At 59.4% G+C, this 24,077-nt stretch carries 21 protein-coding genes and 2 tRNA genes; 18 read left to right on the top strand and 5 right to left on the bottom strand.

What is annotated here, in order from left to right:
* Positions 1 to 371: 371 nt before the first annotated feature.
* From CKW19_RS16265 to CKW19_RS16285, 5 genes are read left to right on the top strand one after another with little or no spacing between them, the layout of a single operon-like run.
* Positions 372 to 1,154 carry a transporter substrate-binding domain-containing protein gene (locus CKW19_RS16265; RefSeq protein ID WP_095058764.1) on the top strand — a complete coding sequence of 261 codons (783 nt, stop codon included), beginning with the start codon at positions 372 to 374 and terminating at the stop codon, positions 1,152 to 1,154.
* Positions 1,155 to 1,210: 56 nt separating this feature from the next.
* The gene (locus tag CKW19_RS16270; RefSeq protein WP_095058765.1) at positions 1,211 to 1,939 is read left to right on the top strand and encodes an ABC transporter permease; all 729 of its coding nucleotides are present in this window, start codon (positions 1,211 to 1,213) and stop codon (positions 1,937 to 1,939) included.
* The gene (locus tag CKW19_RS16275) at positions 1,936 to 2,646 is read left to right on the top strand and encodes an ABC transporter permease (protein WP_095058766.1); all 711 of its coding nucleotides are present in this window, start codon (positions 1,936 to 1,938) and stop codon (positions 2,644 to 2,646) included. The genes CKW19_RS16270 and CKW19_RS16275 overlap by 4 nt, the downstream gene beginning before the upstream one ends.
* Before the next feature lie 12 nt (positions 2,647 to 2,658).
* Positions 2,659 to 3,777, top strand: a complete 1,119-nt coding sequence (locus tag CKW19_RS16280; protein ID WP_095058767.1) for a succinylglutamate desuccinylase/aspartoacylase family protein — start codon at positions 2,659 to 2,661, stop codon at positions 3,775 to 3,777.
* A gap of 13 nt (positions 3,778 to 3,790) precedes the next feature.
* Entirely contained in the window at positions 3,791 to 4,555 is a 765-nt protein-coding gene (locus CKW19_RS16285) for an ABC transporter ATP-binding protein (RefSeq protein WP_095058768.1), read from the top strand.
* A 130-nt stretch (positions 4,556 to 4,685) separates the two neighbouring features.
* Here CKW19_RS16285 and CKW19_RS16290 read toward each other — a convergent pair whose 3' ends face one another.
* Together CKW19_RS16290 and dcd are read right to left on the bottom strand one after the other, a co-directional pair.
* The gene (locus CKW19_RS16290; RefSeq protein WP_095058769.1) at positions 4,686 to 4,895 is read right to left on the bottom strand and encodes a hypothetical protein; all 210 of its coding nucleotides are present in this window, start codon (positions 4,893 to 4,895) and stop codon (positions 4,686 to 4,688) included.
* A 107-nt stretch (positions 4,896 to 5,002) separates the two neighbouring features.
* A complete protein-coding gene (dcd, locus tag CKW19_RS16295; protein WP_007904652.1) occupies positions 5,003 to 5,569 on the bottom strand; it encodes a dCTP deaminase in 567 nt (188 codons plus the stop codon).
* A 353-nt stretch (positions 5,570 to 5,922) separates the two neighbouring features.
* Between dcd and CKW19_RS16300 the strand changes: the two genes are divergently transcribed.
* Positions 5,923 to 6,132 (top strand): cold-shock protein, encoded by a 210-nt coding sequence (locus CKW19_RS16300; protein ID WP_002554837.1) that lies wholly within the window; start codon positions 5,923 to 5,925, stop codon positions 6,130 to 6,132.
* Positions 6,133 to 6,278: 146 nt separating this feature from the next.
* Here the strand turns inward: CKW19_RS16300 and CKW19_RS16305 are convergent, their stop codons facing one another.
* The gene (locus CKW19_RS16305; RefSeq protein WP_095058827.1) at positions 6,279 to 7,286 is read right to left on the bottom strand and encodes a DUF481 domain-containing protein; all 1,008 of its coding nucleotides are present in this window, start codon (positions 7,284 to 7,286) and stop codon (positions 6,279 to 6,281) included.
* A 161-nt stretch (positions 7,287 to 7,447) separates the two neighbouring features.
* Here CKW19_RS16305 and CKW19_RS16310 point away from each other — a divergent pair, with 161 nt between their 5' ends.
* The 4 genes from CKW19_RS16310 to CKW19_RS16325 all read left to right on the top strand — a co-directional run bounded on the left by CKW19_RS16310 (position 7,448) and on the right by CKW19_RS16325 (position 12,235).
* Entirely contained in the window at positions 7,448 to 7,801 is a 354-nt protein-coding gene (locus CKW19_RS16310) for an MGMT family protein (RefSeq protein WP_095058770.1), read from the top strand.
* 44 nt (positions 7,802 to 7,845) lie between these two features.
* Positions 7,846 to 9,405 carry an AmpG family muropeptide MFS transporter gene (locus tag CKW19_RS16315; RefSeq protein ID WP_095058771.1) on the top strand — a complete coding sequence of 520 codons (1,560 nt, stop codon included), beginning with the start codon at positions 7,846 to 7,848 and terminating at the stop codon, positions 9,403 to 9,405.
* 143 nt (positions 9,406 to 9,548) lie between these two features.
* A complete protein-coding gene (locus tag CKW19_RS16320; protein WP_095058772.1) occupies positions 9,549 to 11,264 on the top strand; it encodes a proline--tRNA ligase in 1,716 nt (571 codons plus the stop codon).
* A 17-nt stretch (positions 11,265 to 11,281) separates the two neighbouring features.
* A complete protein-coding gene (locus tag CKW19_RS16325) occupies positions 11,282 to 12,235 on the top strand; it encodes a hypothetical protein (protein ID WP_095058773.1) in 954 nt (317 codons plus the stop codon).
* 95 nt (positions 12,236 to 12,330) lie between these two features.
* Here CKW19_RS16325 and dinB read toward each other — a convergent pair whose 3' ends face one another.
* Entirely contained in the window at positions 12,331 to 13,392 is a 1,062-nt protein-coding gene (gene dinB / locus CKW19_RS16330) for a DNA polymerase IV (protein WP_095058774.1), read from the bottom strand.
* A gap of 299 nt (positions 13,393 to 13,691) precedes the next feature.
* On the opposite strand from dinB, the gene CKW19_RS16335 reads away from it, so the two are divergent.
* From CKW19_RS16335 to CKW19_RS16350, 4 genes are all read left to right on the top strand, one after another.
* A tRNA-Met gene (locus CKW19_RS16335) sits at positions 13,692 to 13,768 on the top strand.
* Between the two features lie 359 nt (positions 13,769 to 14,127).
* Positions 14,128 to 14,204, top strand: a tRNA-Met gene (locus CKW19_RS16340).
* A gap of 280 nt (positions 14,205 to 14,484) precedes the next feature.
* Positions 14,485 to 17,127: a bifunctional lysylphosphatidylglycerol flippase/synthetase MprF gene (gene mprF / locus CKW19_RS16345; RefSeq protein WP_095058775.1), complete on the top strand. Its 2,643-nt coding sequence runs from the start codon at positions 14,485 to 14,487 to the stop codon at positions 17,125 to 17,127.
* The gene (locus CKW19_RS16350; RefSeq protein WP_095058776.1) at positions 17,127 to 18,431 is read left to right on the top strand and encodes a virulence factor family protein; all 1,305 of its coding nucleotides are present in this window, start codon (positions 17,127 to 17,129) and stop codon (positions 18,429 to 18,431) included. Before mprF ends, CKW19_RS16350 begins: the two co-directional genes overlap by 1 nt.
* A gap of 146 nt (positions 18,432 to 18,577) precedes the next feature.
* On the opposite strand, the gene CKW19_RS16355 is transcribed toward CKW19_RS16350, so the two are convergent.
* Positions 18,578 to 20,479, bottom strand: a complete 1,902-nt coding sequence (locus CKW19_RS16355) for a potassium transporter Kup (protein WP_095058777.1) — start codon at positions 20,477 to 20,479, stop codon at positions 18,578 to 18,580.
* A 291-nt stretch (positions 20,480 to 20,770) separates the two neighbouring features.
* Between CKW19_RS16355 and rimO the strand changes: the two genes are divergently transcribed.
* The 4 genes from rimO (at position 20,771) to CKW19_RS16380 (ending at position 24,046) form a co-directional block, all read left to right on the top strand.
* A complete protein-coding gene (gene rimO / locus CKW19_RS16365) occupies positions 20,771 to 22,108 on the top strand; it encodes a 30S ribosomal protein S12 methylthiotransferase RimO (protein ID WP_095058778.1) in 1,338 nt (445 codons plus the stop codon).
* A gap of 111 nt (positions 22,109 to 22,219) precedes the next feature.
* Positions 22,220 to 22,693: a GNAT family N-acetyltransferase gene (locus CKW19_RS16370; protein ID WP_095058779.1), complete on the top strand. Its 474-nt coding sequence runs from the start codon at positions 22,220 to 22,222 to the stop codon at positions 22,691 to 22,693.
* A gap of 96 nt (positions 22,694 to 22,789) precedes the next feature.
* Entirely contained in the window at positions 22,790 to 23,500 is a 711-nt protein-coding gene (locus tag CKW19_RS16375; protein ID WP_095058780.1) for an rRNA pseudouridine synthase, read from the top strand.
* Between the two features lie 75 nt (positions 23,501 to 23,575).
* Complete coding sequence (locus CKW19_RS16380) at positions 23,576 to 24,046, top strand: DUF1456 family protein (protein WP_095058781.1); 471 nt, start codon at positions 23,576 to 23,578, stop codon at positions 24,044 to 24,046.
* Positions 24,047 to 24,077 lie beyond the last annotated feature (31 nt).

A 24,077-nucleotide genomic window follows, 5' to 3' on the forward strand; every position in this document is an offset into this window, starting at 1 on the left:
ACGGTGATGGGTCCCGAAGATGTGTACTGCCCCATCGGGGATTTCTACATCGACCCGCGGCGACCGGTCGAACGCTCGGTGATCACCCGGTTTCACCGCTGGTAGAGGGTTACAGCGGGTTCGACCTGCAGGATCTGCTCGGATAAGCCTTTGGCCCACTTCGGATTCGATTCTTTTCGTGCCAATCCGGTGCGGCCATTTCCTTGCGCCCGTTTTCGTGCATAAATCGTGCTCCGGCCGTTCGTCGCGCACCTTTTAAAACGCTCGTTCGCCACTCTGGTTCGGAAATTGCTACTTTCTTAAGGTCTTACGCGTTCCAGTAACAATAATTCTGCGCCACAAGCGCTCATATTGGTTTTAGGGATTGAATAATGAAAAAAGCATTGCTGACCCTTTCTGCACTGGCGTTGTGCGTGGCTGGTGGCTCCGCCATGGCGAAGGAGTACAAAGAATTGCGTTTCGGCGTTGACCCTTCCTACGCACCGTTCGAGTCGAAAGCGGCCGACGGCAACCTGGTGGGCTTCGACATCGATCTGGGGAACGCAATCTGCGCCGAGCTGAAGGTCAAGTGCAAATGGGTCGAAAGCGATTTCGACGGCATGATTCCAGGCCTCAAAGCCAATAAATTCGACGGCGTTATCTCGTCGATGACCGTGACCCCGGCCCGCGAAAAAGTCATCGACTTCTCCAGCGAGCTGTTCTCCGGTCCAACCGCTTACGTGTCCAAGAAAGGCTCCGGCATCACCGCCGACGTCGCGTCGCTCAAGGGTAAAACCGTAGGCTACGAACAAGGCACCATCCAGGAAGCCTACGCCAAAGCCGTGCTCGACAAGGCGGGCGTGAAAACCCAGGCCTATCAGAACCAGGACCAGGTGTATTCCGACCTGACTTCCGGCCGTCTCGACGCCGGGATCCAGGACATGCTGCAAGCTGAACTGGGCTTCCTGAAGTCGCCAAATGGCGCCGGTTACGATATCAGCGAGCCTGTCGACAGCGAACTGCTGCCAGCCAAAACTGCGATCGGTATTAAGAAAGGTAACACCGAGCTGAAAGCACTTTTGGATAAAGGTATCAAAGCGTTACATGATGACGGCACCTACGCCACCATTCAGAAGAAACACTTTGGCGATCTGAATCTGTACAGCGGCAAGTAATGCCCGGCGCCCATCTCGCGATGGGCGCTTTTTTTATCCGATCAGGTTGCTGATTTATGTTCGAAAACCTCTTACAAAATCTGGGGCTCTCCGCCTTCAGCCTCAAGGGCTTCGGTCCGCTGTTGCTGGAAGGCACCTGGATGACGATCAAATTATCGGCGATGTCGCTGCTGGTGGCCGTGTTGCTCGGCCTGCTCGGCGCCAGTGCCAAACTGTCAAAAGTCAAACTGCTGCGCCTGGTTGCCCAGTGCTACACCACGTTGATTCGCGGCGTGCCCGATCTGGTGCTGATGCTGCTGATCTTCTACAGCCTGCAAACCTGGCTGACGTCGTTCACTGACTACATGGAATGGGAATACATCGAAATCAACCCGTTCAGTGCCGGGGTCATCACCCTGGGCTTTATCTACGGCGCCTACTTCACCGAAACGTTCCGCGGTGCGATCCTCGCCGTCCCGCGGGGCCAGGTCGAAGCTGCCACGGCCTATGGCCTCAAGCGCGGTCAGCGTTTCTGGATCGTGGTGTTTCCGCAAATGATGCGTTTCGCCCTGCCGGGCATCGGCAATAACTGGATGGTGATGCTCAAGGCCACGGCGCTGGTCTCGATCATCGGCCTGGCCGATCTGGTCAAAGCCGCCCAGGACGCCGGTAAAAGCACTTACCAGCTGTTTTATTTCCTGGTGCTTGCCGCAGTGATCTATCTGCTGATCACCAGCGCCTCGAACTTCATCCTGCGCTGGCTCGAACGTCGCTACTCCGCCGGAACCCGGGAGGCCGTACGATGATCGAGCTTCTTCAGGAATACTGGCGCCCCTTTCTTTACAGCGACGGCAACAACATCACCGGCCTTGCCATGACGATGTGGCTGCTGAGTGCTTCGATTTTCATTGGCTTTCTGGTGTCGATCCCGCTGTCTATCGCACGAGTGTCGCCGCACCGCTACATCCGCTGGCCGGTGCAGTTCTACACTTACCTGTTCCGTGGTACGCCGCTGTATATCCAGCTGTTGATCTGCTACACGGGGATCTACAGCCTGGCCGCCATTCGCGCCCAACCGGTACTCGATGCATTTTTTCGCGATGCGATGAATTGCACGATCCTGGCCTTCGCCCTGAATACCTGCGCCTACACCACGGAGATTTTCGCCGGGGCGATTCGCAGCATGAACCATGGCGAAGTCGAAGCCGCCAAGGCGTATGGTCTGACCGGCTGGAAGCTGTATGCCTACGTGATCATGCCGTCAGCCCTGCGTCGTTCGTTGCCCTACTACAGCAACGAAGTGATTCTGATGCTGCACTCGACCACCGTGGCTTTCACCGCGACCATCCCTGACGTGCTCAAAGTCGCTCGGGACGCCAACTCGGCGACATTCCTGACCTTCCAGTCGTTCGGTATCGCCGCGCTGATCTACCTGACCGTCACCTTTGCGCTGGTCGGCCTGTTCCGTCTCGCCGAACGCCGCTGGCTGGCCTTTCTCGGGCCGACCCACTAGGACAACTTGCAAATGCGCCACCAGATTCACGATCTGCTGGCCCCGCTGCCGGGGACCGCACGACAGATCCACAGCTTTCACTTCGGCCCACAGCCGAGCCACCGCAAGATCTACATCCAGGCCTCCCTTCACGCCGACGAGATGCCCGGCATGCTGGTCGCCTGGCACCTCAAGCAACGCCTGACAGAACTGGAGGCCGCCGGTCGCCTGCACAGCGAAATCGTGCTGGTGCCCATCGCCAACCCGGTCGGGCTGGAACAGATGTTGATGGATGTGCCGCTCGGCCGTTACGAGTTGGAAAGCGGCCAGAACTTCAACCGCTGGTTTGTCGACCTCAGTGAAGAAGTCGGTAACGAGATCGAGGGCAAGCTCGGCGACGATCCGCAGCACAACCTGCAACTGATTCGCAGCTGCCTGCGCGATGCGCTGGCCCGACAGAGCGCCGACACCCAACTGCAATCCCAGCGCCTGATCCTGCAACGACTGGCCTGCGATGCGGATATGGTGCTGGACCTGCATTGCGATTTCGAAGCGGTCGCGCACCTGTACACCACGCCTGAAGCCTGGCCGCAGGTTGAGCCGCTGGCCCGGTACATCGGGGCCGAGGCCAGCCTGTTGGCCACCGATTCCGGCGGCCAGTCGTTCGACGAATGCTTCACCCTGCTCTGGTGGCAGTTGAAGGAACGCTTCGGCGAGCACTTCGACATTCCGCCGGGCAGTTTTTCGGTAACCGTCGAACTGCGCGGCCAGGGCGACGTCAATCACCCGCTGGCCAGCATCGATTGCCAGGCGCTGATCGATTATTTGATCCATTACGGCGCGATTGCCGGTGAACCTGCGCCCCTGCCCGACCTGCCTTACCCGGCGACGCCGCTGGCCGGTGTCGAGCCGGTGACCACTCCCGTGGGCGGACTGCTGGTGTTCGCCGCGCTGCCGGGGGAATACCTGGAAGCCGGGCAATTGATCGCCGAAATCATTGACCCGATCATCGATCGCGTCACCCCTGTTCATTGCTCCGCCGCCGGGCTGATGTACGCCCGCTCGCTGCGCCGCATGGCCACCGCCGGCATGGTGATCGCCCATGTCGCGGGCGCCGAAGCCTATCGCAGCGGCTACCTACTTTCGCCTTGAGGATGCATGCCCCATGTACAAATTGACCATCGAAGGCCTGCATAAAAGCTACGGCGATCATGAAGTCCTCAAAGGTGTTTCGCTAAAGGCCAAGACCGGCGACGTCATCAGCCTGATCGGCGCCAGCGGCTCGGGTAAAAGTACCTTTTTGCGCTGCATCAACTTTCTCGAACAGCCCAATGACGGTGCCATGAGCCTGGACGGCCAGAACATCCGCATGATCAAGGATCGTCAAGGCATGCACGTGGCTGACGCCGATGAACTGCAACGGATCCGCACCCGGCTGGCCATGGTGTTTCAGCATTTCAACCTGTGGAGCCACATGACGGTGCTGGAAAACATCACCATGGCCCCGCGCCGGGTGCTGGGCTGCGACAAAAAAGAAGCCGAAGACCGCGCCCGACGCTATCTCGACAAGGTGGGCCTGGCGTCCCGGGTGGCGGACCAGTACCCGGCATTCCTGTCCGGTGGTCAGCAACAGCGGGTAGCGATTGCGCGCGCACTGGCCATGGAGCCGGAGGTCATGCTGTTTGACGAACCGACCTCGGCACTGGACCCGGAGTTGGTGGGTGAAGTGCTCAAGGTGATCCAGGGCCTGGCCGAGGAAGGCCGGACCATGATCATGGTGACCCACGAAATGAGCTTCGCCCGCAAAGTATCGAGCCAGGTGCTGTTTCTGCATCAGGGGCTGGTGGAGGAAGAAGGCGCGCCGGAAGACGTGCTGGGCAATCCAAAGAGCGAACGGTTGAAGCAGTTCCTCAGCGGCAACCTGAAGTAAAACAGCCGGTGACGTCCTGCAGGAGCTACGAGGCAGCGATCTTTTGATCTTCAATGGTTAAAAAAACATCAAGATCAAAAGATCGCAGCCTGCGGCAGCTCCTACAGGTTCGGATTCACTTCAGACAGCCTCAGGCCACAGGCGCAGGCGGCGGCTCATCCGGCAGCGTTGGCTCGCCCGGTTCGTTTGGCTGTTCGTTCGGGGTATCGGGATCAGGCTGGCCCGGAATGCCACCGGCCATGCTGATGGGCGGGTGTGCCAACAATGACCAGGCCAGCACGCCAACCTGATTGGGCTCAAGCCTTGCCAGTTCGGCACTGATTCGCGGGTCGATCTTCATAACGCACTCCTGAGCGATGGCCCGGTCCGCCTTGCGCGGATCGGAGCAGTACACCCCATAGAGTGTACGCTCGCTCAAGAATTCCCACGGTTTGTCAGACGGCTGACTCAGGTCCGCGGCAGGGTCACGCCACGTTGGCCCTGGTACTTGCCGCCACGGTCCTTGTAGGACACTTCACATTCTTCGTCAGACTCGAGGAACAGCATCTGCGCCACGCCTTCGTTGGCGTAGATCTTCGCCGGCAGGTTGGTGGTGTTGGAGAATTCCAGGGTTACGTGACCTTCCCACTCAGGTTCAAGCGGCGTGACGTTGACGATGATGCCGCAGCGCGCGTAAGTGCTTTTACCCAGGCAAATGGTCAATACATTGCGCGGAATACGGAAGTATTCGACGGTGCTGGCCAGGGCGAAGGAGTTCGGCGGAATGATGCACACGTCGCTATGGATGTCGACGAAGCTGCCGGCATCGAAGTTTTTCGGATCGACGATGGCCGAATTGATGTTGGTGAACACCTTGAAATGATTGGTGCAACGCACATCGTAGCCATAGCTCGACACGCCGTAGGAGATCACACGGCTATCGTCGCTGCCGCGCACCTGGCGCTCGACGAAAGGTTCGATCATGCCGTGCTCTTGCGCCATGCGGCGAATCCACTTGTCCGATTTGATGCTCATGGCGGTGTCCTGAATAGCGAGGTGGAGAAAATCTGTCCGGCATCTTACCGGGGCGCGCCGCCGGGTTCAAAGCGCCGCTCGCAATTCTCGACGATCCGGCCGGATTTAGGGCCCTTCGCAGCAAAACACTGCACCGTCAGTCACTAAAACAGAGAAACCTTCGCAAGAAGCATTGGCACGTTCCGGAAAAAGGGTTAAGGTGGCGCCACTGTGCTGCTTGTGTCACTGAGAATCTCTACACGATATGTTGAATTTCGATCCAACCATCTACAAGAATTTTTCCTGCTCTTTGCACTCAGTCTCGGCCAGGGTTCTTCCTGAGTCGCAGTTATCTTTGTTCAAGGAGTTACACCATGTCTAATCGCCAAACCGGTACCGTTAAGTGGTTCAACGATGAAAAAGGCTTCGGCTTCATCACTCCACAATCCGGTGACGACCTGTTCGTTCACTTCAAAGCTATCCAATCCGACGGCTTCAAAAGCCTGAAAGAAGGCCAACAGGTTTCTTTCATCGCTACCCGCGGTCAGAAAGGCATGCAAGCTGAAGAAGTTCAAGTTATCTAACTTGTACTTGCTTTAGTAAAAAGCCCCGCCCTTAAAAGCGGGGCTTTTTTGTGGGCGAATGTTTTTACCCGCGCCAAAAAAGATCGTAGCCTTCGGCAGCGCCTACAAAGTCATCCGAAGGCTGCGATCTTTTGAGCTTCTGGCGTTTACCAGGTCACGCCAAACCCGGCTGTGTAGCGGGTCTTGTCCAGATCGGCATCGTCGGTGCCGTCGATGATATTGCGTTCCGCCTTCAGATTGAGCGATGCCCAGTCGGTCACCTTGTAGCGCAGGCCTATCTCTGTATCCAGCGCGTAATTGGCCACATCTGTCAGCGGCTTGCCCACCTCGCCGTTAGTGAAGAACTCCACTTTCTTGCCCACCAGGTAACGGTTGTAATCCCACTTCATGGCCACGGAATAGAAGTTCTCCTTGCTGCCGTCGGCGAACTCATAGTCCGTGCGGTTGACCAACGAACCGAGAGAGAACGCGCCCAGCTCATTGTCCCAGAACTGATAACCAGGACCGGTACCGGCCGTGCGCTGGCGGGAAAGATCTTCAACCTTGTCACGCTTGTAGACCAGGCGACCTTGCCAGAACCACTTGTCAGTGAGGAAACGGTCAAGGGAATATTCGCCGCGCCAGTTGTCTGTCGTGACCACGTCATCCTGGAACTCCCGGTTGTACTCGCCTTCGGCGATGTGCCGCCAGCGACCATGGCGCGCAGAAGTCCTGAAGTCGATATCGTAATCGTCGGTGTCATTGTCGGCGCGCTGGTAATCCAGAGCAGCGTCAATGCTGCCCTTCCAGACCAGATCTTCGACCACTGGCTTGGGCTTGAGCATCTGCTGGATGCTCGCGAGCGCGACCGTCTTGGGCGCATCACCATTGACCAGGGTCACCTTGCCATCCTCCGCGGCGTGCAGCGACTTGGTCACCTCCCCGGTGTAGGCATCCTGTTTGACCAACAAGTGCTGGTCACTCTCAAGGGTTTTCACCTTGCTCCAGTCGATCGGTACCGCACCGGCGTACTCGGTCTGGACCAACAACTTTCCGCCATCGAACAGAATGATCTTGCCACTCAACTTGTCACCGTTCTTCAACCAGACGGTATCAGCGAGCAAGGGCATAGAAGCACTGACGACAGCGAGACACAGCAGGGTTCTGGACAACATAAACAGATAGAGGCTCTGGAATTCGAAAAAAGTCGGCATTATCCGTAGGAATAGTGCACTAGCAAGGACTGACCCGACGATTTCTATTGAGTTCATTTCTCAATTGGCGATCCAGGATTTACTCTACAAACGGTACTGTGCATTTTTCAGGAACTCTGGACGTGACCGAATCCACCCCCGAACCCGAGAGCGCCGCGCAAATCCGACGCACGGCGCTGTATCTGACCCTCGCGCAAGTGCCCGAAGGTAAAGTTGTGAGCTACGGTCACTTGGCCGAGCTCGCGGGACTGGGTCGCGCTGCCCGCTGGGTGGGGCGCACCCTCAGCCAATTGCCGGGCGACAGCAAATTACCCTGGCATCGTGTGCTGGGCGCAGGTGGCCGCCTGAGCCTGCCGGCCGGGAGCCCTTCGGGAGACGAACAGCGTGCCCGACTGCGCATGGAAGGGATCAGTGTCCTGAATAATCGTGTTGATATTCAGCGCCATGGCTGGCGTCCGGTAGAGCACAGCGGTTAGAGTGCGCGCTTTGTTTCCGTATTTCTTGAGGCAGACTTCAGCCCATGCCCCGTAAAACCTGGCGCGCCGCGCTCGCCGCTTATGCCAGCCCATCGACACTTGTGCTGTTGTTGCTTGGTTTCGCCGCCGGCCTGCCCTACATGCTGGTGTTTTCGACGCTTTCGGTCTGGTTGCGTGAAGCCGGTGTGGCTCGCGAAACCATTGGCTACGCAAGCCTGATCGGACTGGCCTACGCCTTCAAGTGGGTCTGGTCCCCCCTGCTCGACCAATGGCGCCTGCCACTGCTGGGCAAACTCGGTCGACGACGATCCTGGCTGGTGCTGTCACAGGCACTGGTGATCCTCGGCCTGGTCGGGATGGGCTTCTGCGACCCGCAAAAGCATCTGTCCTGGCTGATCGCCATCGCTGTTGTGGTGGCCTTTGCTTCGGCCACGCAAGACATCGCGGTGGATGCCTATCGCCTGGAAATTGCCGACGACAGCCGTCAGGCCGCCCTGGCCGCCAGTTACATGTCCGGGTATCGGATAGCCGCCCTGCTGGCCACGGCCGGCGCCCTGTTCTTCGCGGAAGGTTTTGGTTCCACAGGTTTCAATTACAAGCATTCGGCATGGGCCGGTACGTATCTGCTGTTCGGCGCCTTGATGGTTCCCGCCCTGCTGACCTCGCTGTTCATGCGCGAACCACCAGTGCCGCTGCGCACACAACTGCAGGCCGGGCGCTACAGCTTTGTGCATCAACTGGCTTCGGTGTTTGTCCTGATCGTGCTGCTGGTGTCTGTACCCGCCATGTTCACCCAGCTCTACAACACCGATTTCGCCAGCGTGCTGTTCGAAGGCGCGAGCGTGCTCGACCTGCTGCTCGAGGACCGCGCCTTCCTGCGGGCGATCCTCTACACACTCTTTACCGCTCTGTGCCTGTCAGCCATGGGACGCCGTGGTCTGGCGCCGGTGCTGACGCCGGTCAACGACTTCATCCTGCGTTACCGCTGGCAAGCGCTACTGCTGCTCGGGCTGATCGCCACCTATCGGATGTCTGACACGGTCATGGGCGTGATGGCCAACGTGTTTTACATCGACCAGGGCTTCACCAAGGACCAGATCGCCAGTGTCAGCAAAATTTTCGGCCTGATCATGACCCTCGTGGGCGCCGGCATGGGTGGCCTGCTGATCGTGCGATTCGGCATTCTGCCGATCCTTTTCATCGGCGGCGTCGCCTCGGCGGGCACCAACATCCTGTTCCTGATGCTCGCCGACATGGGCGCCAACCTGAACATGTTGATCCTGACCATTTCCCTGGACAACTTCAGTTCCGGCCTGGCCACTTCGGCGTTCGTCGCCTATCTGTCGAGCCTGACCAACCTCAAGTTCTCCGCCACCCAGTACGCCCTGCTCAGTTCGATCATGCTGCTGCTGCCGCGGCTGATCGGCGGTTATTCAGGCGTCATGGTGGAAAAATTCGGTTACCACAATTTTTTCCTGATCACCGCCCTGCTGGGCGTCCCGACACTGCTGCTGATCGCCCTGCACTGGTTCCAGGAGAACCGTCGCGCAGGCCCGACCCCAAGGCAGGAACCGGTGCCGACCCAGGTCGCGGAAGAATCGTAAGAAGCTTTTTGCAGGAACCTTTGCAGCGGGCGGCGTGAAATCCGCCCGCCGCCACACCACCGACCGCACGCCTGTACGCCAGCGGATCTCGCCCGTACAATGCTCCGTCATATTTCGTCATCAGCAAGCGATAACGGCCAACCATGCGCACCAGTCAATTTTTGCTCGCCACACAGAAAGAAACGCCTTCCGACGCGGTCGTGATCAGCCACCAGCTGATGCTGCGCGCCGGCATGATCCGCAAACTCGCTTCGGGCCTGTACACCTGGCTGCCGATGGGCCTGCGGGTAATGCGCAAGGTCGAAGCTGTCGTTCGTGAAGAAATGAACGCCGCCGGCTCTCTCGAAGTGTTGATGCCGAGCACTCAACCGGCTGAGCTGTGGCAGGAATCCGGTCGCTGGGAAGAATACGGCCCTGAATTGCTGCGCTTCAAGGATCGCCATGGCCGCGACTTCTGCGCCGGCCCGACCCACGAAGAAGTTATCACCGACCTGATGCGCAACGAATTGAGCAGCTACAAGCAGCTGCCAATCAACCTGTATCAGATCCAGACCAAATTCCGTGACGAAATCCGTCCTCGCTTCGGTTTGATGCGCGGCCGCGAATTCATCATGAAGGACGCCTACTCGTTCCATGCTGACCAGCCGTCGCTACAGGTCACCTACGACCGCATGCACCAGGCTTACTGCAACGTATTTACTCGCCTGGGCCTGAAGTTCCGCCCGGTAGAAGCCGACAACGGCTCCATCGGCGGCGCCGGCTCCCATGAGTTCCACGTACTGGCCGAATCCGGCGAAGACGACATCGTCTTCAGCAACGGTTCCGACTACGCGGCGAACATCGAGAAAGCCGAGGCTGTACCGCGCGAAACCTCCCGCGCCGCGCCGAGCGAAGAGCTGCGCCTGATCGACACCCCGAACGCCAAGACCATTGCGCAACTGGTCGAAGGCTTCAACCTGCCGATCGAGAAAACCATCAAGACCCTCGTGGTTCACGCTGAAGAGTCAGGCAAGCTGATTGCCTTGATCATCCGTGGCGACCATGAGCTGAACGAAATCAAGGCAGGCAACCAGCCTGGTGTCGCCAGCCCGCTGGTCATGGCCTCCGAAAGCGAACTTCGCGACGCCATCGGCGCCGGTGCCGGCTCCCTCGGCCCGCTGAACCTGCCGCTGCCGATCATCATCGACCGTTCGGTCGAGCTGATGAGCGACTTCGGCATTGGTGCCAACATCGACGACAAGCACTACTTCGGCGTGAACTGGGAGCGCGACCTGCCCGTTCCAACCGTGGCTGACCTGCGCAATGTCGTTGCCGGCGATCCAAGCCCGGATGGCAAAGGCACCCTGGAAATCAAGCGCGGTATCGAAGTCGGACACATCTTCCAGCTGGGCAACAAGTACAGCAAGGCGATGAAGTGCGAAGTTCTGGGCGAAAACGGCAAGCCGGTCACCCTGGAAATGGGTTGCTACGGCATCGGCGTGTCCCGCGTAGTGGCTGCGGCCATTGAGCAGAACAACGACGAAAAAGGGATCATCTGGAGCGACACCCTCGCACCTTTCCAGATTGCCCTGGTGCCATTGCGCTACGAAACCGAACAAGTTCGCGAAGCGACCGACAAGCTCTATGCGGAACTGACCGCAGCCGGCTTCGAAGTGCTGCTGGACGACCGCGACAAGAAAACCAGCCCGGGCATCAAGTTCGCAGACATGGAACTGATCGGCATTCCGCACCGGATCGTGGTCAGTGACCGCGGCCTCGCCGAAGGCAACCTGGAATACAAGAGCCGCACCGAGGCCGAGGCGCAAGCGCTGCCGGTCGCAGACGTGTTGTCTTTCCTTCAGGCCCGTATCCGCCGCTGAATCCAGATAGAGACGTCATGTTCAAGCGAAACACCTTAGGCCTCGGTGGCGCCGCCTTGTGCGGCGCCCTGCTGGTCAGCGGCTGTGCCAACCACATGTCACAACGCAGCGAGCACGAGGAACGTGTCGAGCGCAAATTGCTCGATCACAGCCTGCAGATCGATGTTGGTGAGCCCAAGGTGCTTGAGCTGCCGCAACGGCGGGTGAAGATCCACGAGCAGAAGACCTTCGAAGTCACCGAGTTCGAAGTCACGCGCCATTACGATCGCTATACACCGTACCAACCCTGGCGGGAGGTTTACGAAATCCCGCTGGGCGCGGTGGCGGTGGTGGCGGGTGTCGGTGCCAACGTGGTCAATGTGTTCACCCTCGGCAATCTGCCGGACAGCGTGACCAAGGACTGGCTCAGCTATGGTTTCGCCGGTCTCAACCCGTTCATGAACGTGCAGTCTCACGGCCGCGCGCAGCAAAACCTGGCCGGCATCGACGAGGTTCAGCGCGACAAGCGCACGGAATACTCAAGCCTGCCCTGGAGCGAACGCCCGGTCGAGGTCAAGGCCGGCAAGCAAACGTTCGAACTGAGCACCGACAAGAACGGCGTGTTGCGCCTGAACTTGCTGGACAGCCCGTTTGCCGAACATGACATCAATCATCTGAGCCGACTGCTGATCAAGGTCGAAGATGCCCAGGACGACGTGCACACCGACTCGTCCCTGGCCGTCAGCAGCACCTTGCGCAGCAAACTGTTCGAAGCCCACGGGTTGATTTATGACGACCTTGAAGGCGACGAAGTGAACCAGTGGGTACATCGGGTCAAGCGGCTGTCGGAACTGGGTCTTGAAGAAGAAGCCAGCGAACTGGAACAGAGCCTGATCGAACTGACGCGCAATGATCCGGAGTTGCAGGATGAGTTCCTGAAGTCCTTGGCCAAGGATGGCAAGCGTCTGGTGGCAACACCCCGACCGAATTAAAGCCAAAAAAAGATCACAGCCTTCGGCTGCTCCTACATCGGAATGCATTTCCCTGTAGGAGCTGCCGCAGGCGGCGATCTTTTGCTTTACATGACTTAACGCTCAAACAACTCCATCTGCTCGAACCCACCCCGCAAATCCTCCAGTCGCACCCCAACGCCCAACAACCGCACCGGTTTACCGCCGCGATTGAACGCCTGGGTCAGCATCAGCTGATAACTCCCCAGATCCCGCCCTGCCCCGGCCTGTTCAAGCGTGGTCTGGGTAAAGTCGTGGAATTTCACTTTGACGAAAGGCTTGCCCGGCCGATAGCTGCTGTCGATTCGCGCCATGCGACCTGCCAGGGTGTCCAGCAACTCAGGCAATTTATCCAGGCAACTTTTCAGATCCGGCAGATCCGCGTCGTAGGTGTTTTCGACACTGACCGACTGACGACGGCTGTCGTTATGCACTACCCGGTCATCAATCCCGCGGGCCAGACTCCAGAGTCGCTCACCAAAACTGCCAAATTCGCGCACCAGCGCCAATTTGTCCCACTCGCGCAACTGCGAGCAATCGGCGATCCCGAGCTTGCCAAGCTTGTCAGCCGTGACTTTGCCAACACCGTGAAGCTTGCTCACCGGCAAACCACTGACAAATTCTTCGACCTGATCCGGCGTGATCACGAATAAACCGTTGGGCTTTTTCCAGTCACTGGCGATCTTGGCGAGAAACTTGTTCGGCGCCACCCCGGCAGACACGGTGATGTGCAACTGATTGGAAACGCGGCGCCGGATGTCCTGGGCGATACGTGTCGCACTACCCGCGAAATGCGCGCTGTCCGACACGTCGAGATACGCTTCATCAAGGGAAAGGGGTTCGATGATGTCGGTGTAATCGCGAAAGATCGTATGAATTTCCTTCGAGGCTTCCCGATAGGCCTCCATGCGCGGCTTGACGATGGTCAGGTCCGGGCACAGTTTAAGGGCATGCCCCGAAGACATGGCCGAACGCACACCATAGGCTCGCGCCTCATAATTGCAGGTAGCAATGACCCCACGGCGATCCGCCGAGCCGCCCACCGCCAGTGGCTTACCCGCCAACTGTGGATCGTCGCGCATTTCGATGGCGGCATAGAAGCAGTCGCAATCGACGTGAATGATCTTTCGCTGGGTCATGTCGAAGCAGTGTTCATGGCAGAAAAAGGGGTCATGGTGTGTCGGATAAACAGTATCTCACTGACCCCTGTATATAGCACCAGTAGTCTGAATGTTCTTTTCCCCTTGTAGGAAAACACGCTGATGAATTTATTTTTTCAATCAGAAAGCTCACCACAATAGAGCCACAGCCCTTGCCCTGCCTCACTCTCAGCCCTTTCAATCACCCACAAAACGACCTAAGCGATTGAAGATGAACAGGTTTTATCAGAATTGAAGGTTGACACCCGAGCGCATCTCTATAGAATGAGCCACACAGACGCGGGATGGAGCAGTCTGGTAGCTCGTCGGGCTCATAACCCGAAGGTCGTCGGTTCAAATCCGGCTCCCGCAACCAAACATCAAAAAAGGCTACTCGAAAGAGTGGCCTTTTTTGTGCGCGCGTATTTCCTGCTAGACGCCAGCGAAGGTGGCCTTTGCTCCACCGCCAGACTCCCGACGTCTTTTCCTCTAGGAGCTCGCTTGCCAGCGAAGCAAGTCTTCCTGTTGATGCGACATTCAATAACGCCTTCGCCGGCAAGCCGGGCTCCTACAAATGAAGGCAGACGCCCCGGCCATTCAGAAATGAGAAATCCTTCAGATTCCAAAACTTAAGCCAACCCTGCGACCGTTTACCGCTGTTTTACGTTTATTTGACCCAACTCGGTATTAACGGTTGACACCCCGGCGTTTCTCTATAGAATGCCGCCACACAGACGCGGGATGGAGCAGTCTGGTAGCTCGTCGGGCTCATAACCCGAAGGTCGTCGGTTCAAATCCGGCTCCCGCAACCAAACATCAAAGAAGGCTACTCGAAAGAGTGGCCTTTTTTGTATCTGCTGAAAAAGTCCTTTCGCAACAATGATCTGTCACTGTGTAGCGAGCCGTTAGGGTCGCCCAACGCGCCGAGTTCAGGCTATGCTCACTCGCAGGCTGAAAACCTCTACTTCTGATAATGAATCGCCCCCCCGGCATCCGATGATGGACGCCCGTATTTGAGATTATTTTTTCTACAGGGATTGGTAACTTGGCTGGATACCTCCATCCTGTCGCGCACAATCCAAGAGGTGATTGATGCTCGCCAACTCGTCTGACCCAAAAGACACTGTCACAGCAACACAACCGATCAAGGCCGAGCGCCTGCGCCTGCTTGACCGGATCAGCAAATACCGCCAACCCATCGGTCTGGCGGTCACGTTGTTGCTGTTCACGATCGCGCTGATTGCCTGTCGCCACCTGTTGAGCGAACTCGACCTCGACGCCCTGCACGACTCGATCCTCGAAGTGCCGCAACCGGCCTTGCTCGGCGCTTTGGCCGCAACCGTGGCAGGTTTCATCATTCTGCTGGGTTACGAGTGGTCCGCCAGTCGGTATGCCGGCGTGAGCCTGGCACCGCGCACCATGGCGCTGGGCGGCTTCACGGCATTTGCCATCGGCAACGCCATCGGTCTTTCGATGCTGTCGGGCGGTTCGGTTCGCTACCGCTTATATGCCCGCGATGGTGTGGGAGCGGCCGAAGTCGCCCGCATGACATTGTTTGCCAGCCTCTCGCTGGGTTGCGCCCTGCCCCCGCTGGCCGCGCTGGCAACCCTGAGCAACCTGCCTGCGGCTTCTGCCGCCCTGGGACTCTCCGCGACCTTGCTGGGCGCCATTGCGGTGGCCGTTCTGCTGCTGTTCTCGGTCCTGGCGATCGGGATCTACCGCCGTCGCCTTCCGGAACAGCCTGTGCCGGACAATCTGCTGGTGAAGATCGGACGCCGCACGTTGCGCCTGCCGGGGCGGCGCCTGACCTTCCTGCAATTGATCATCACCGCCCTGGACGTCGCCGCCGCCGCGACCGTGCTGTATCTCTTGTTGCCCGAAGCGCCACCGTTCGGCGCCTTCCTGCTGGTGTACTTGCTGGCCCTGGCCGCCGGCGTGCTCAGCCATGTGCCGGGTGGCGTCGGCGTGTTCGAGGCGATCCTGCTGGCCGCTTTCTCCGACACCCTCGGCGCCGCACCACTGGCCGCGGCCCTGCTGCTCTATCGCTTGATCTATGTCGTGCTGCCGCTGCTGGTGGCTTGCTTGCTGCTGTTGATCAACGAAGGCCAACGCCTGTTCCAGACGCGCCAGACCCTGCGTGCAGCTTCTGGCCTGGCTGCACCGATCCTGGCGGTACTGGTGTTCCTGTCCGGCGTGGTACTGCTGTTCTCCGGGGCCACCCCGGAAATCGACACGCGCCTGGAACACATCGGCTTTCTGATCCCTCATCGCCTGGTCGATGCCTCGCACTTTGGCGCCAGCCTGATCGGCGTGCTGTGCCTGCTGCTGGCCCAAGGCTTGCGCCGTCGCCTCTCGGCTGCGTGGATGCTGACCACCATTCTGTTGCTGGTAGGCGCCCTGCTCTCGCTGCTCAAAGGTTTTGACTGGGAGGAAGCCAGCCTGATGGTGCTGACGGCGAGCCTGCTGGGCGTTTTCCGGCGTTCGTTCTATCGCCCGAGCCGCCTGACCGAACTGCCCTTCTCGCCGTTGTATCTGGTGGCCAGCCTGTGCGTGCTCGGCGCCTCGATGTGGTTGCTGTTGTTTGCCTACCAGGACGTCCCCTACAGCCATCAGCTGTGGTGGCAGTTCACCCTCGACGCCGATGCCCCGCGCGGCTTGCGCTCGTTGCTCGGCGCGGCAGTGCTGCTGGTGGTGGTGTCCCTGACCTGGCTGCTGCGTACCGCGCGCCCGGTGATCCATCTGCCGACACCTGAAGAGCTGGAGCGAGCGAGCAAGATCCTCATGGCCTCCGCGCAACCGGATGGTGGCCTCGCATTGACCGGTGACAAGGCGTTGCTGTTTCACCCTAACGACGAGGCGTTCCTGATGTACGCCCGCCGTGGCCGCAGCCTGGTGGCGCTGTATGACCCGATCGGGCCGGGTCAGCAACGGGCCGAAATGATCTGGCAGTTCCGCGACCTGTGCGATCTCCACCACGCCCGCCCTGTGTTCTATCAAGTGCGTGCAGAGAACCTGCCGTATTACATGGACATCGGCCTGACCGCGATCAAGCTTGGCGAAGAAGCCCGGGTCGACCTCCAGCGTTTTGATCTCGAAGCCAAGGGCAAAGAGATGAAGGACCTGCGCTACACCTGGAACCGCGGCACCCGTGACGGCCTGTCGCTGGAAATCCATGAACCGGGCCAGGCGCCGATGGAAGAGCTCAGGGTAATTTCCGATGCCTGGCTGACCGGCAAGAATGTCCGCGAAAAAGGTTTTTCGCTGGGCCGCTTCAGCGATGACTACCTCAAGCATTTCCGCATCGCGGTGATTCGTTTCGAAGGACGCCCGGTGGCGTTCGCCAACCTGCTCGAGACCTACAGCCACGACCTGGCCAGCCTCGACCTGATGCGCGCACACCCGGAGGCCCCGAAGCTGACCATGGAATTCATGATGGTCGGCCTGATTCAACATTATAAAAACCATGGATACGCGCGCTTCAGCCTGGGCATGGTGCCGTTGTCGGGGCTGCAACCCCGTCGCGGTGCACCGTTGACCCAGCGCCTGGGCTCGATGGTATTCCGCCGTGGTGAGCAGCTGTACAACTTCCAAGGTTTGCGCCGCTTCAAAGACAAGTTCCAGCCTGACTGGGAACCCCGTTATATGGCCGTGCCCGCCGGACTCGATCCGCTGGTCGCCCTGGCCGATACTGCCGCCCTGATCGCGGGCGGCTTGACTGGATTGGTGAAACGCTGATGATTCAACGCTCCCTGAAGTACATCCTGGCCGTACTGATTGTGTTGGCCGTGATTCTCGGTGGCGGTTTCTGGTACCTCAAACGCCCGGCACCGGAACCGACCCTGGAACAGCTCACACCGGCCGATGGCGCCGCCATGACCCGCGTCACCCCCGGCACGACGCCGAAGGCTCAGGTGCTGGTGGTGGTCAACGACGACCAGAAGCTTAACGACAAGCAACTGACCACCCTGAGCCGCAGCGCTTCGGCGCAAATCGTCCAGGTGATCCTGCCCAAGGAATGTTTGCTGCAAAGTCGCGCCTTGCAAGCGGGCCTGCGTGAACTGAAAGGCCCCGCCACGCTGGTCAGCGGTATCGGCCCGGGCGCCGTGCTGGCCTGGCGCTGGTTGTCGGAACAGAAGAACGACAAGGCCCAGGCCATTTCGGTAGACCTGGCCCTGGAAAGACCCGGTGGATGCACTCACCTGTTGCCGAAAAGCGCCGCCCACGGCCATTGGCTGGTGGCGTGGAACGACAACCCGGACGACACCAGTGCCGGCTTCGTACGTGACCAGCCCAACGCCGAAACCAGCATCAGCGACTACGACATCAACCTGCCGCAAGTGCTGAACAACGAACTGCGCAAGATCCTCGTCGGCGGCGACAAAGCCGCTGGCGGCCTGCAGATCCCGGTGGTCGAAGTACCGGCAGGCCAGGCCAAGGACACCGTGACCCTGTTCCTGTCCGGTGACGGCGGCTGGCGCGACCTCGACCGCGACGTGGCGGGAGAAATGGCGAAGATCGGCTATCCGGTAGTCGGCATCGACACCCTGCGCTACTACTGGCAGCACAAGAGCCCTGAGCAAAGCGCGCTGGACCTGGCCGAACTGATGCAGCACTACCGCCAGAAATGGGGCACCAAGCGCTTCATCCTGACCGGCTATTCGTTTGGCGCCGATGTCCTGCCGGCGATCTACAACCGTCTGGAAGCTTCCGAGCAACAGCGCGTCGATGCCATTATCCTGCTGGCCTTCGCCCGCACCGGCAGCTTCGAAATCGAAGTCGAAGGCTGGCTCGGCAACGCTGGCAAAGAAGCCGCCACCGGCCCGGAAATGGCCAAGCTGCCAGCCGCTAAAGTGGTGTGCATCTACGGTGAAGAAGAAGTCGACGAAAGTGGCTGCACCGACAAGAGCGTCGTGGGCGAAGTCATCAAGTTGCCGGGCGGTCACCACTTCGACGAGAACTACCCCGCGCTGGCACAGCGTTTGGTGGATGTGATCGTGAAGCGTCAGGCGAAGGAAGCCGAAGCGAGCGCTCAAGAGTGATCTGATAGAGCCTCCCAAAAGATCGCAGCCTTCGGCAGCTCCTACATGACGCGGCGTACGCCCCGCAGGAGCTGCCGAAGGCTGCGATCATTGAACACAAAAAAGCCCCCGCTGCCTTCATGGCAACGGGGGCTTTTTGCTGGGGCTTACATCTCCACCTGCGTCCCCAGCTCAATCACCCGGTTCAGCGGCAGATTGAAGAAGCGCAGGTTGCCGTTGGCGTTTTGCAACATGAACGCAAACAGCGCCTCGCGCCAGCGGGACATGCCTTCGAGCTTGGAGGCGATGACCGTTTCGCGGCTGAGGAAATACGTGGTGCGCATCGGGCTGAAGTCCAGCTCATCGAGATGACACAGCTTCAGCGCTTTCGGTACGTCCGGCTCGTCGGTGAAACCGAAGTGCAGGATGACCCGGAAGAAGCCTTCACCGTAGGAATCGACCTTGAAGCGCCGGGTCGGTGGCACCCGCGGGATGTCTTCGTACACCACCGTCAGTAACACCACTTGCTCGTGCAGCACCTGGTTGTGCAACAGGTTGTGCAACAGCGCATGGGGCACGGCATCCGGTCGCGCCGTCAGGAACACGGCAGTGCCCTGAACACGGTGTGGCGGTTGTACGGCGATACTGCTGATGAAAATCGGCAGCGGCAATCCACCTTCATCAATCCGGTCGACCAGCAACTGCTTGCCACGCTTCCAGGTGGTCATCAGCACGAACAGCGCGAGACCGGCGATCACCGGGAACGCACCGCCCTGAACGATTTTCGGCACATTGGCGGCGAAGTACAAACCGTCGACCAACACGAAGCCCAACAGAACCGGCACCACCAGAACTGGCGGCCACTTCCACAGCAGCAGAATCACTGCCGACACCAGAATGCTGGTCATCAGCATGGTCCCGGTCACGGCTACGCCATAAGCCGAAGCCAGGGCGCCAGAGGATTCAAAGCCCAGCACCAGCAGGACCACGCCGACCATCAGCGCCCAGTTCACCGCACCGATGTAGATCTGGCCCTGTTCGGCGCTTGAGGTGTGCTGGATGTGCATCCGCGGAATGTAACCGAGCTGGATCGCCTGACGGGTCAGGGAGAACGCACCGGAAATGACGGCTTGCGAGGCAATGACCGTCGCCAGGGTCGACAGCCCCACCAGCGGGATCAACGCCCAGCTTGGCGCCAGCAGATAGAACGGGTTGCGGGCCGCTTCCGGATCACCGAGCAGCAAGGCACCCTGACCGAAATAGTTCAGCACCAGCGCCGGCAGCACGAGGATGAACCACGCACGGGCAATCGGTTTGCGGCCGAAGTGGCCCATGTCCGCGTACAGCGCTTCGGCACCGGTCAATGCCAGCACCACGGCACCGAGAATCGCCACGCCCATGCCAGGATGCACGATGAAGAAGCGCACGCCCCACACCGGGTTCATCGCTTGCAACACTTCCGGGTGCTGAATGATGCCGTAGACGCCCAGTGCGCCCAGCACCAGAAACCAGGTGACCATGATCGGCCCGAACAGAATGCCGATCCGCGCCGTGCCGTGACGCTGGATCAGAAACAGCGCGACCAGCACCACCAATGACAGCGGCACCACCCAATGATCGATGCCATCGAATGCCAGCCCCAGGCCTTCAATCGCCGATAGAACGGAAATCGCCGGGGTGATCATGCTGTCGCCATAGAACAGCGCCGCGCCGATCAGCCCGCAAACCACCAGAAAGCCGCGCAATTTGGCATGCCCCGCCGCCGCCCGCCGGGCCAGCGCGGTCAAGGCCATGATCCCGCCTTCGCCCTGGTTGTCGGCACGCAGCACAAACATCATGTACTTGATCGACACGACCCAGATCAGCGACCAGAAAATCAGTGCCAGAATCCCCAACACGCCGTCATGGTTGACCGGCACGCCATAGGCGCCGGAAAACACTTCCTTGAGGGTGTACAACGGACTGGTGCCGATGTCGCCATATACCACCCCGACTGCAGCGACCAGCATGCCGATCGGTTTTGCCGCCGAATGCTCGGCCCCCGCCGCCTGACTACTTGCCTGACCCATCCACCCCCCCTACTACCCAGACCCGGGCTTCTTTGAAAGAAGCACTATGCTTTGACGCGCAGCATGCGCTGTTTTACTTCACGTTACAGACGATTTGTTGACAGTAAAAAATCAGTAAAGGCCAACGGCGCGAAGCATAGCGCAGCACTCGTCGTATTTCCCTGCATAAAGCTGGTCAAGTGAACGACTCATCGCTAGAATTGCGCACTTTTTGATCAGAGGCGCACTTCAAGCGCCCGTCCGTCGGTTTGCCCTACGCGGCAGCGGCGTCACAAAACACCGAGGTTAGACATGTCCACCACTCCTGCGCCGGCCAATCCAAAGGTTGGCTTCGTATCCCTGGGTTGCCCCAAAGCACTGGTCGACTCCGAGCGCATCCTGACCCAGCTGCGCATGGAAGGTTATGACGTGGTGTCCACCTATCAGGACGCCGACGTCGTGGTGGTCAACACCTGCGGTTTCATCGATTCGGCCAAGGCCGAGTCCCTGGAAGTGATCGGCGAAGCCATCAAGGAAAACGGCAAGGTCATCGTGACCGGCTGCATGGGCGTCGAAGAAGGCAACATTCGCAACGTACACCCGAGCGTGCTGGCCGTGACCGGTCCGCAGCAGTACGAGCAAGTGGTCAATGCCGTGCACGAAGTCGTGCCGCCGCGTAAGGATCACAACCCGTTGATCGACCTGGTGCCGCCACAAGGGATCAAACTGACCCCGCGCCACTACGCCTACCTGAAGATTTCCGAAGGCTGCAACCACAGCTGCAGCTTCTGCATCATCCCGTCGATGCGCGGCAAACTGGTCAGCCGTCCGGTCGGTGACGTACTCGACGAGGCCCAGCGCCTGGTCAAGTCCGGCGTCAAAGAGTTGCTGGTGATTTCGCAAGACACCAGCGCCTACGGCGTCGACGTGAAATACCGCACCGGTTTCTGGAACGGCGCGCCGGTGAAGACCCGCATGACCGAACTCTGCGAAGCCTTGAGCACCCTCGGCGTCTGGGTTCGTCTGCACTACGTTTACCCATACCCGCACGTTGACGAGCTGATCCCGCTGATGGCCGCCGGCAAGATCCTGCCGTACCTGGACATCCCGTTCCAGCACGCCAGCCCGAAAGTGCTGAAGTCGATGAAGCGCCCGGCCTTCGAAGACAAGACCCTGGCGCGCATCAAGAACTGGCGCGAGATCTGCCCGGACCTGATCATCCGTTCGACCTTCATCGTCGGCTTCCCCGGCGAAACCGAAGAAGACTTCCAGTACCTGCTGAACTGGCTGACCGAAGCGCAACTCGACCGCGTTGGCTGCTTCCAGTACTCGCCGGTAGAAGGCGCTCCGGCCAATGATCTGGACCTGGAAGTCGTCCCGGATGACGTCAAGCAGGACCGTTGGGACCGCTTCATGGCGCACCAGCAAGCCATCAGCTCGGCGCGCCTGCAAATGCGCATCGGCCGTGAGATCGAAGTGCTGGTCGATGAAGTCGACGAGCAAGGCGCCGTTGGCCGCTGCTTCTTCGATGCCCCGGAAATCGACGGTAACGTGTTCATCGACAACGGCAGCAACCTCAAGCCAGGCGACAAAGTCTGGTGCAAGGTGACCGACGCCGACGAGTACGATCTGTGGGCTGAACAGATCTAAACGAAAAAAACACGAAAAGCCCCGCTCTATTGACGAGATGCGGGGCTTTTTTACGGCTATCGTTTGAGGTGGAAAGGACTCTCATCACTCACGCATAAAGGGCAGACAGGCATGCGCCAGCATTCGGTCATCCACACGCCGAAACAAAGCGATTACGAAGAACTGACCCGGGTCTGGGAGGCTTCGGTGCGCGCCACCCACGACTTCCTGCCAGACAGCTACATCAAGCTGCTGAAAGACCTGGTGCTGACCCATTACCTCGATTCGGTGATGTTGATCTGCACCAAAGATTCGAGCCAACGCATCACCGGGTTTGCCGGGGTTGCGGCGGGCAAGATCGAAATGCTCTTCATCGACCCGGCGTATCGCGGCCAGGGCCTTGGCAAGCGCTTGTTGCGCTATGCCCTGGAAAACCTCAACGCCGATGAACTGGACGTCAACGAACAGAACCCCCAAGCCCTCGGTTTTTACTTCAAACAGGGCTTCGAGGTCATCGGTCGCTCTGAAGTCGATGGCATGGGCCAGCCGTATCCGTTGTTGCACATGCGTATGCGCCAGCCGCAACTATTGACGCGCAATGGCTGACACGCACCTACAAAAAACTCTACGGTGCAAATGGAACCGGGATTAACCGGCGCCAGGCAGGTACAATGCCCACCCCCTTTTTGTTACGGCCCTGACATGACTGACCCGATTCGTCTCTCCAAACGCCTCATCGAACTCGTCGGCTGTTCCCGTCGGGAGGCTGAGCTGTTCATTGAGGGCGGCTGGGTCACCGTCGACGGCGAGGTCATCGACGAACCGCAGTTCAAGGTCGACAACCAGAAAGTCGAACTGGACCCGGAGGCCAAGGCCACTGCACCGGAACCGGTGACCCTGCTGCTCAACGTGCCTGCCGGCATGGACGCAGACACCGCCATGGCCAGCATCAGCGCCGAGACCCTCAGCGAAGAGCACCGCTACGGCAAACGTCCACTCAAGGGCCACTTCCTGCGCCTGACCGCCAGCACCGACCTGCAGGCCAATGCCAGCGGTTTGCTGGTGTTCACCCAGGACTGGAAAATCCTGCGCAAACTCACCGCCGACTCGAACAAGATCGAGCAGGAGTACGTGGTCGAAGTCGAAGGCGAAATGGTGGCTCACGGCCTCAACCGCTTGAACCACGGCCTGACCTACAAGGGCAAGGAGCTGCCGGCGGTCAAAGCCAGTTGGCAAAACGAAAACCGTCTGCGCTTCGCCATGAAAAATCCGCAGCCGGGCATCATTGCCCTGCTCTGCCAGGCTGTCGGCCTGAAGGTCATCGGTATCCGCCGCATTCGCATCGGCGGCGTGTCCATCGGCAAAGTGCCGCTGGGACAATGGCGCTACCTGTCCGGCAAAGAGAAGTTCTAAGGCTGCTCTTGCCGCCACACATTTCGGCGCCGTGCCTGGCCGCGACGCCCACAGCTGAATATCAGGACTGCCCACATGATTCATAACGACGTACTGCGCAGCGTGCGCTACATGCTCGACATCAGCGACAAGAAAGTCATCGAGATCATCAAGCAAGGCGGCATGGACGTGACCCTGCCGGACCTGCTGACCTACCTCGACAAGAAAGAGGAAGACGAGGAAGGCTTCGTACGTTGCCCGGACGAAGTCATGGCGCATTTCCTCGACGGCCTGGTGATCTTCAAGCGCGGCAAGGACGAAAGCCGTCCGCCGCAGCCGATCGAAGTCCCGGTGACCAACAACATCATCCTGAAGAAGCTGCGCGTCGCCTTCGAACTGAAGGAAGACGACATGCACGCGATCCTCAAGGCAGCCGAATTCCCGGTGTCCAAGCCTGAGTTGAGCGCGCTGTTCCGCAAGTTCGGCCACACCAACTATCGCCCGTGCGGCGATCAGTTGCTGCGCAACTTCCTCAAGGGCCTGACCCTGCGCGTTCGCCCGCAGTAATCGCCCATCCCTTGTAGGAGCCGGCTTGCTG

It is taken from the genome of Pseudomonas sp. Irchel s3f7 (genome assembly GCF_900187615.1).
Taxonomy (GTDB): domain Bacteria; phylum Pseudomonadota; class Gammaproteobacteria; order Pseudomonadales; family Pseudomonadaceae; genus Aquipseudomonas.

Bases quoted from the DNA above. Each gene is read 5' to 3' on its own strand.
- CKW19_RS16265 (WP_095058764.1), top strand. From the start codon at position 372: ATGAAAAAAGCATTGCTGACCCTTTCTGCACTGGCGTTGTGCGTGGCT.
- CKW19_RS16270 (WP_095058765.1), top strand. From the start codon at position 1,211: ATGTTCGAAAACCTCTTACAAAATCTGGGGCTCTCCGCCTTCAGCCTC.
- CKW19_RS16275 (WP_095058766.1), top strand. From the start codon at position 1,936: ATGATCGAGCTTCTTCAGGAATACTGGCGCCCCTTTCTTTACAGCGAC.
- CKW19_RS16280 (WP_095058767.1), top strand. From the start codon at position 2,659: ATGCGCCACCAGATTCACGATCTGCTGGCCCCGCTGCCGGGGACCGCA.
- CKW19_RS16285 (WP_095058768.1), top strand. From the start codon at position 3,791: ATGTACAAATTGACCATCGAAGGCCTGCATAAAAGCTACGGCGATCAT.
- CKW19_RS16290 (WP_095058769.1), bottom strand. From the start codon at position 4,895: ATGAAGATCGACCCGCGAATCAGTGCCGAACTGGCAAGGCTTGAGCCC.
- dcd (WP_007904652.1), bottom strand. From the start codon at position 5,569: ATGAGCATCAAATCGGACAAGTGGATTCGCCGCATGGCGCAAGAGCAC.
- CKW19_RS16300 (WP_002554837.1), top strand. From the start codon at position 5,923: ATGTCTAATCGCCAAACCGGTACCGTTAAGTGGTTCAACGATGAAAAA.
- CKW19_RS16305 (WP_095058827.1), bottom strand. From the start codon at position 7,286: ATGTTGTCCAGAACCCTGCTGTGTCTCGCTGTCGTCAGTGCTTCTATG.
- CKW19_RS16315 (WP_095058771.1), top strand. From the start codon at position 7,846: ATGCCCCGTAAAACCTGGCGCGCCGCGCTCGCCGCTTATGCCAGCCCA.
- CKW19_RS16320 (WP_095058772.1), top strand. From the start codon at position 9,549: ATGCGCACCAGTCAATTTTTGCTCGCCACACAGAAAGAAACGCCTTCC.
- CKW19_RS16325 (WP_095058773.1), top strand. From the start codon at position 11,282: ATGTTCAAGCGAAACACCTTAGGCCTCGGTGGCGCCGCCTTGTGCGGC.
- dinB (WP_095058774.1), bottom strand. From the start codon at position 13,392: ATGACCCAGCGAAAGATCATTCACGTCGATTGCGACTGCTTCTATGCC.
- mprF (WP_095058775.1), top strand. From the start codon at position 14,485: ATGCTCGCCAACTCGTCTGACCCAAAAGACACTGTCACAGCAACACAA.
- CKW19_RS16350 (WP_095058776.1), top strand. From the start codon at position 17,127: ATGATTCAACGCTCCCTGAAGTACATCCTGGCCGTACTGATTGTGTTG.
- CKW19_RS16355 (WP_095058777.1), bottom strand. From the start codon at position 20,479: ATGGGTCAGGCAAGTAGTCAGGCGGCGGGGGCCGAGCATTCGGCGGCA.
- rimO (WP_095058778.1), top strand. From the start codon at position 20,771: ATGTCCACCACTCCTGCGCCGGCCAATCCAAAGGTTGGCTTCGTATCC.
- CKW19_RS16370 (WP_095058779.1), top strand. From the start codon at position 22,220: ATGCGCCAGCATTCGGTCATCCACACGCCGAAACAAAGCGATTACGAA.
- CKW19_RS16375 (WP_095058780.1), top strand. From the start codon at position 22,790: ATGACTGACCCGATTCGTCTCTCCAAACGCCTCATCGAACTCGTCGGC.
- CKW19_RS16380 (WP_095058781.1), top strand. From the start codon at position 23,576: ATGATTCATAACGACGTACTGCGCAGCGTGCGCTACATGCTCGACATC.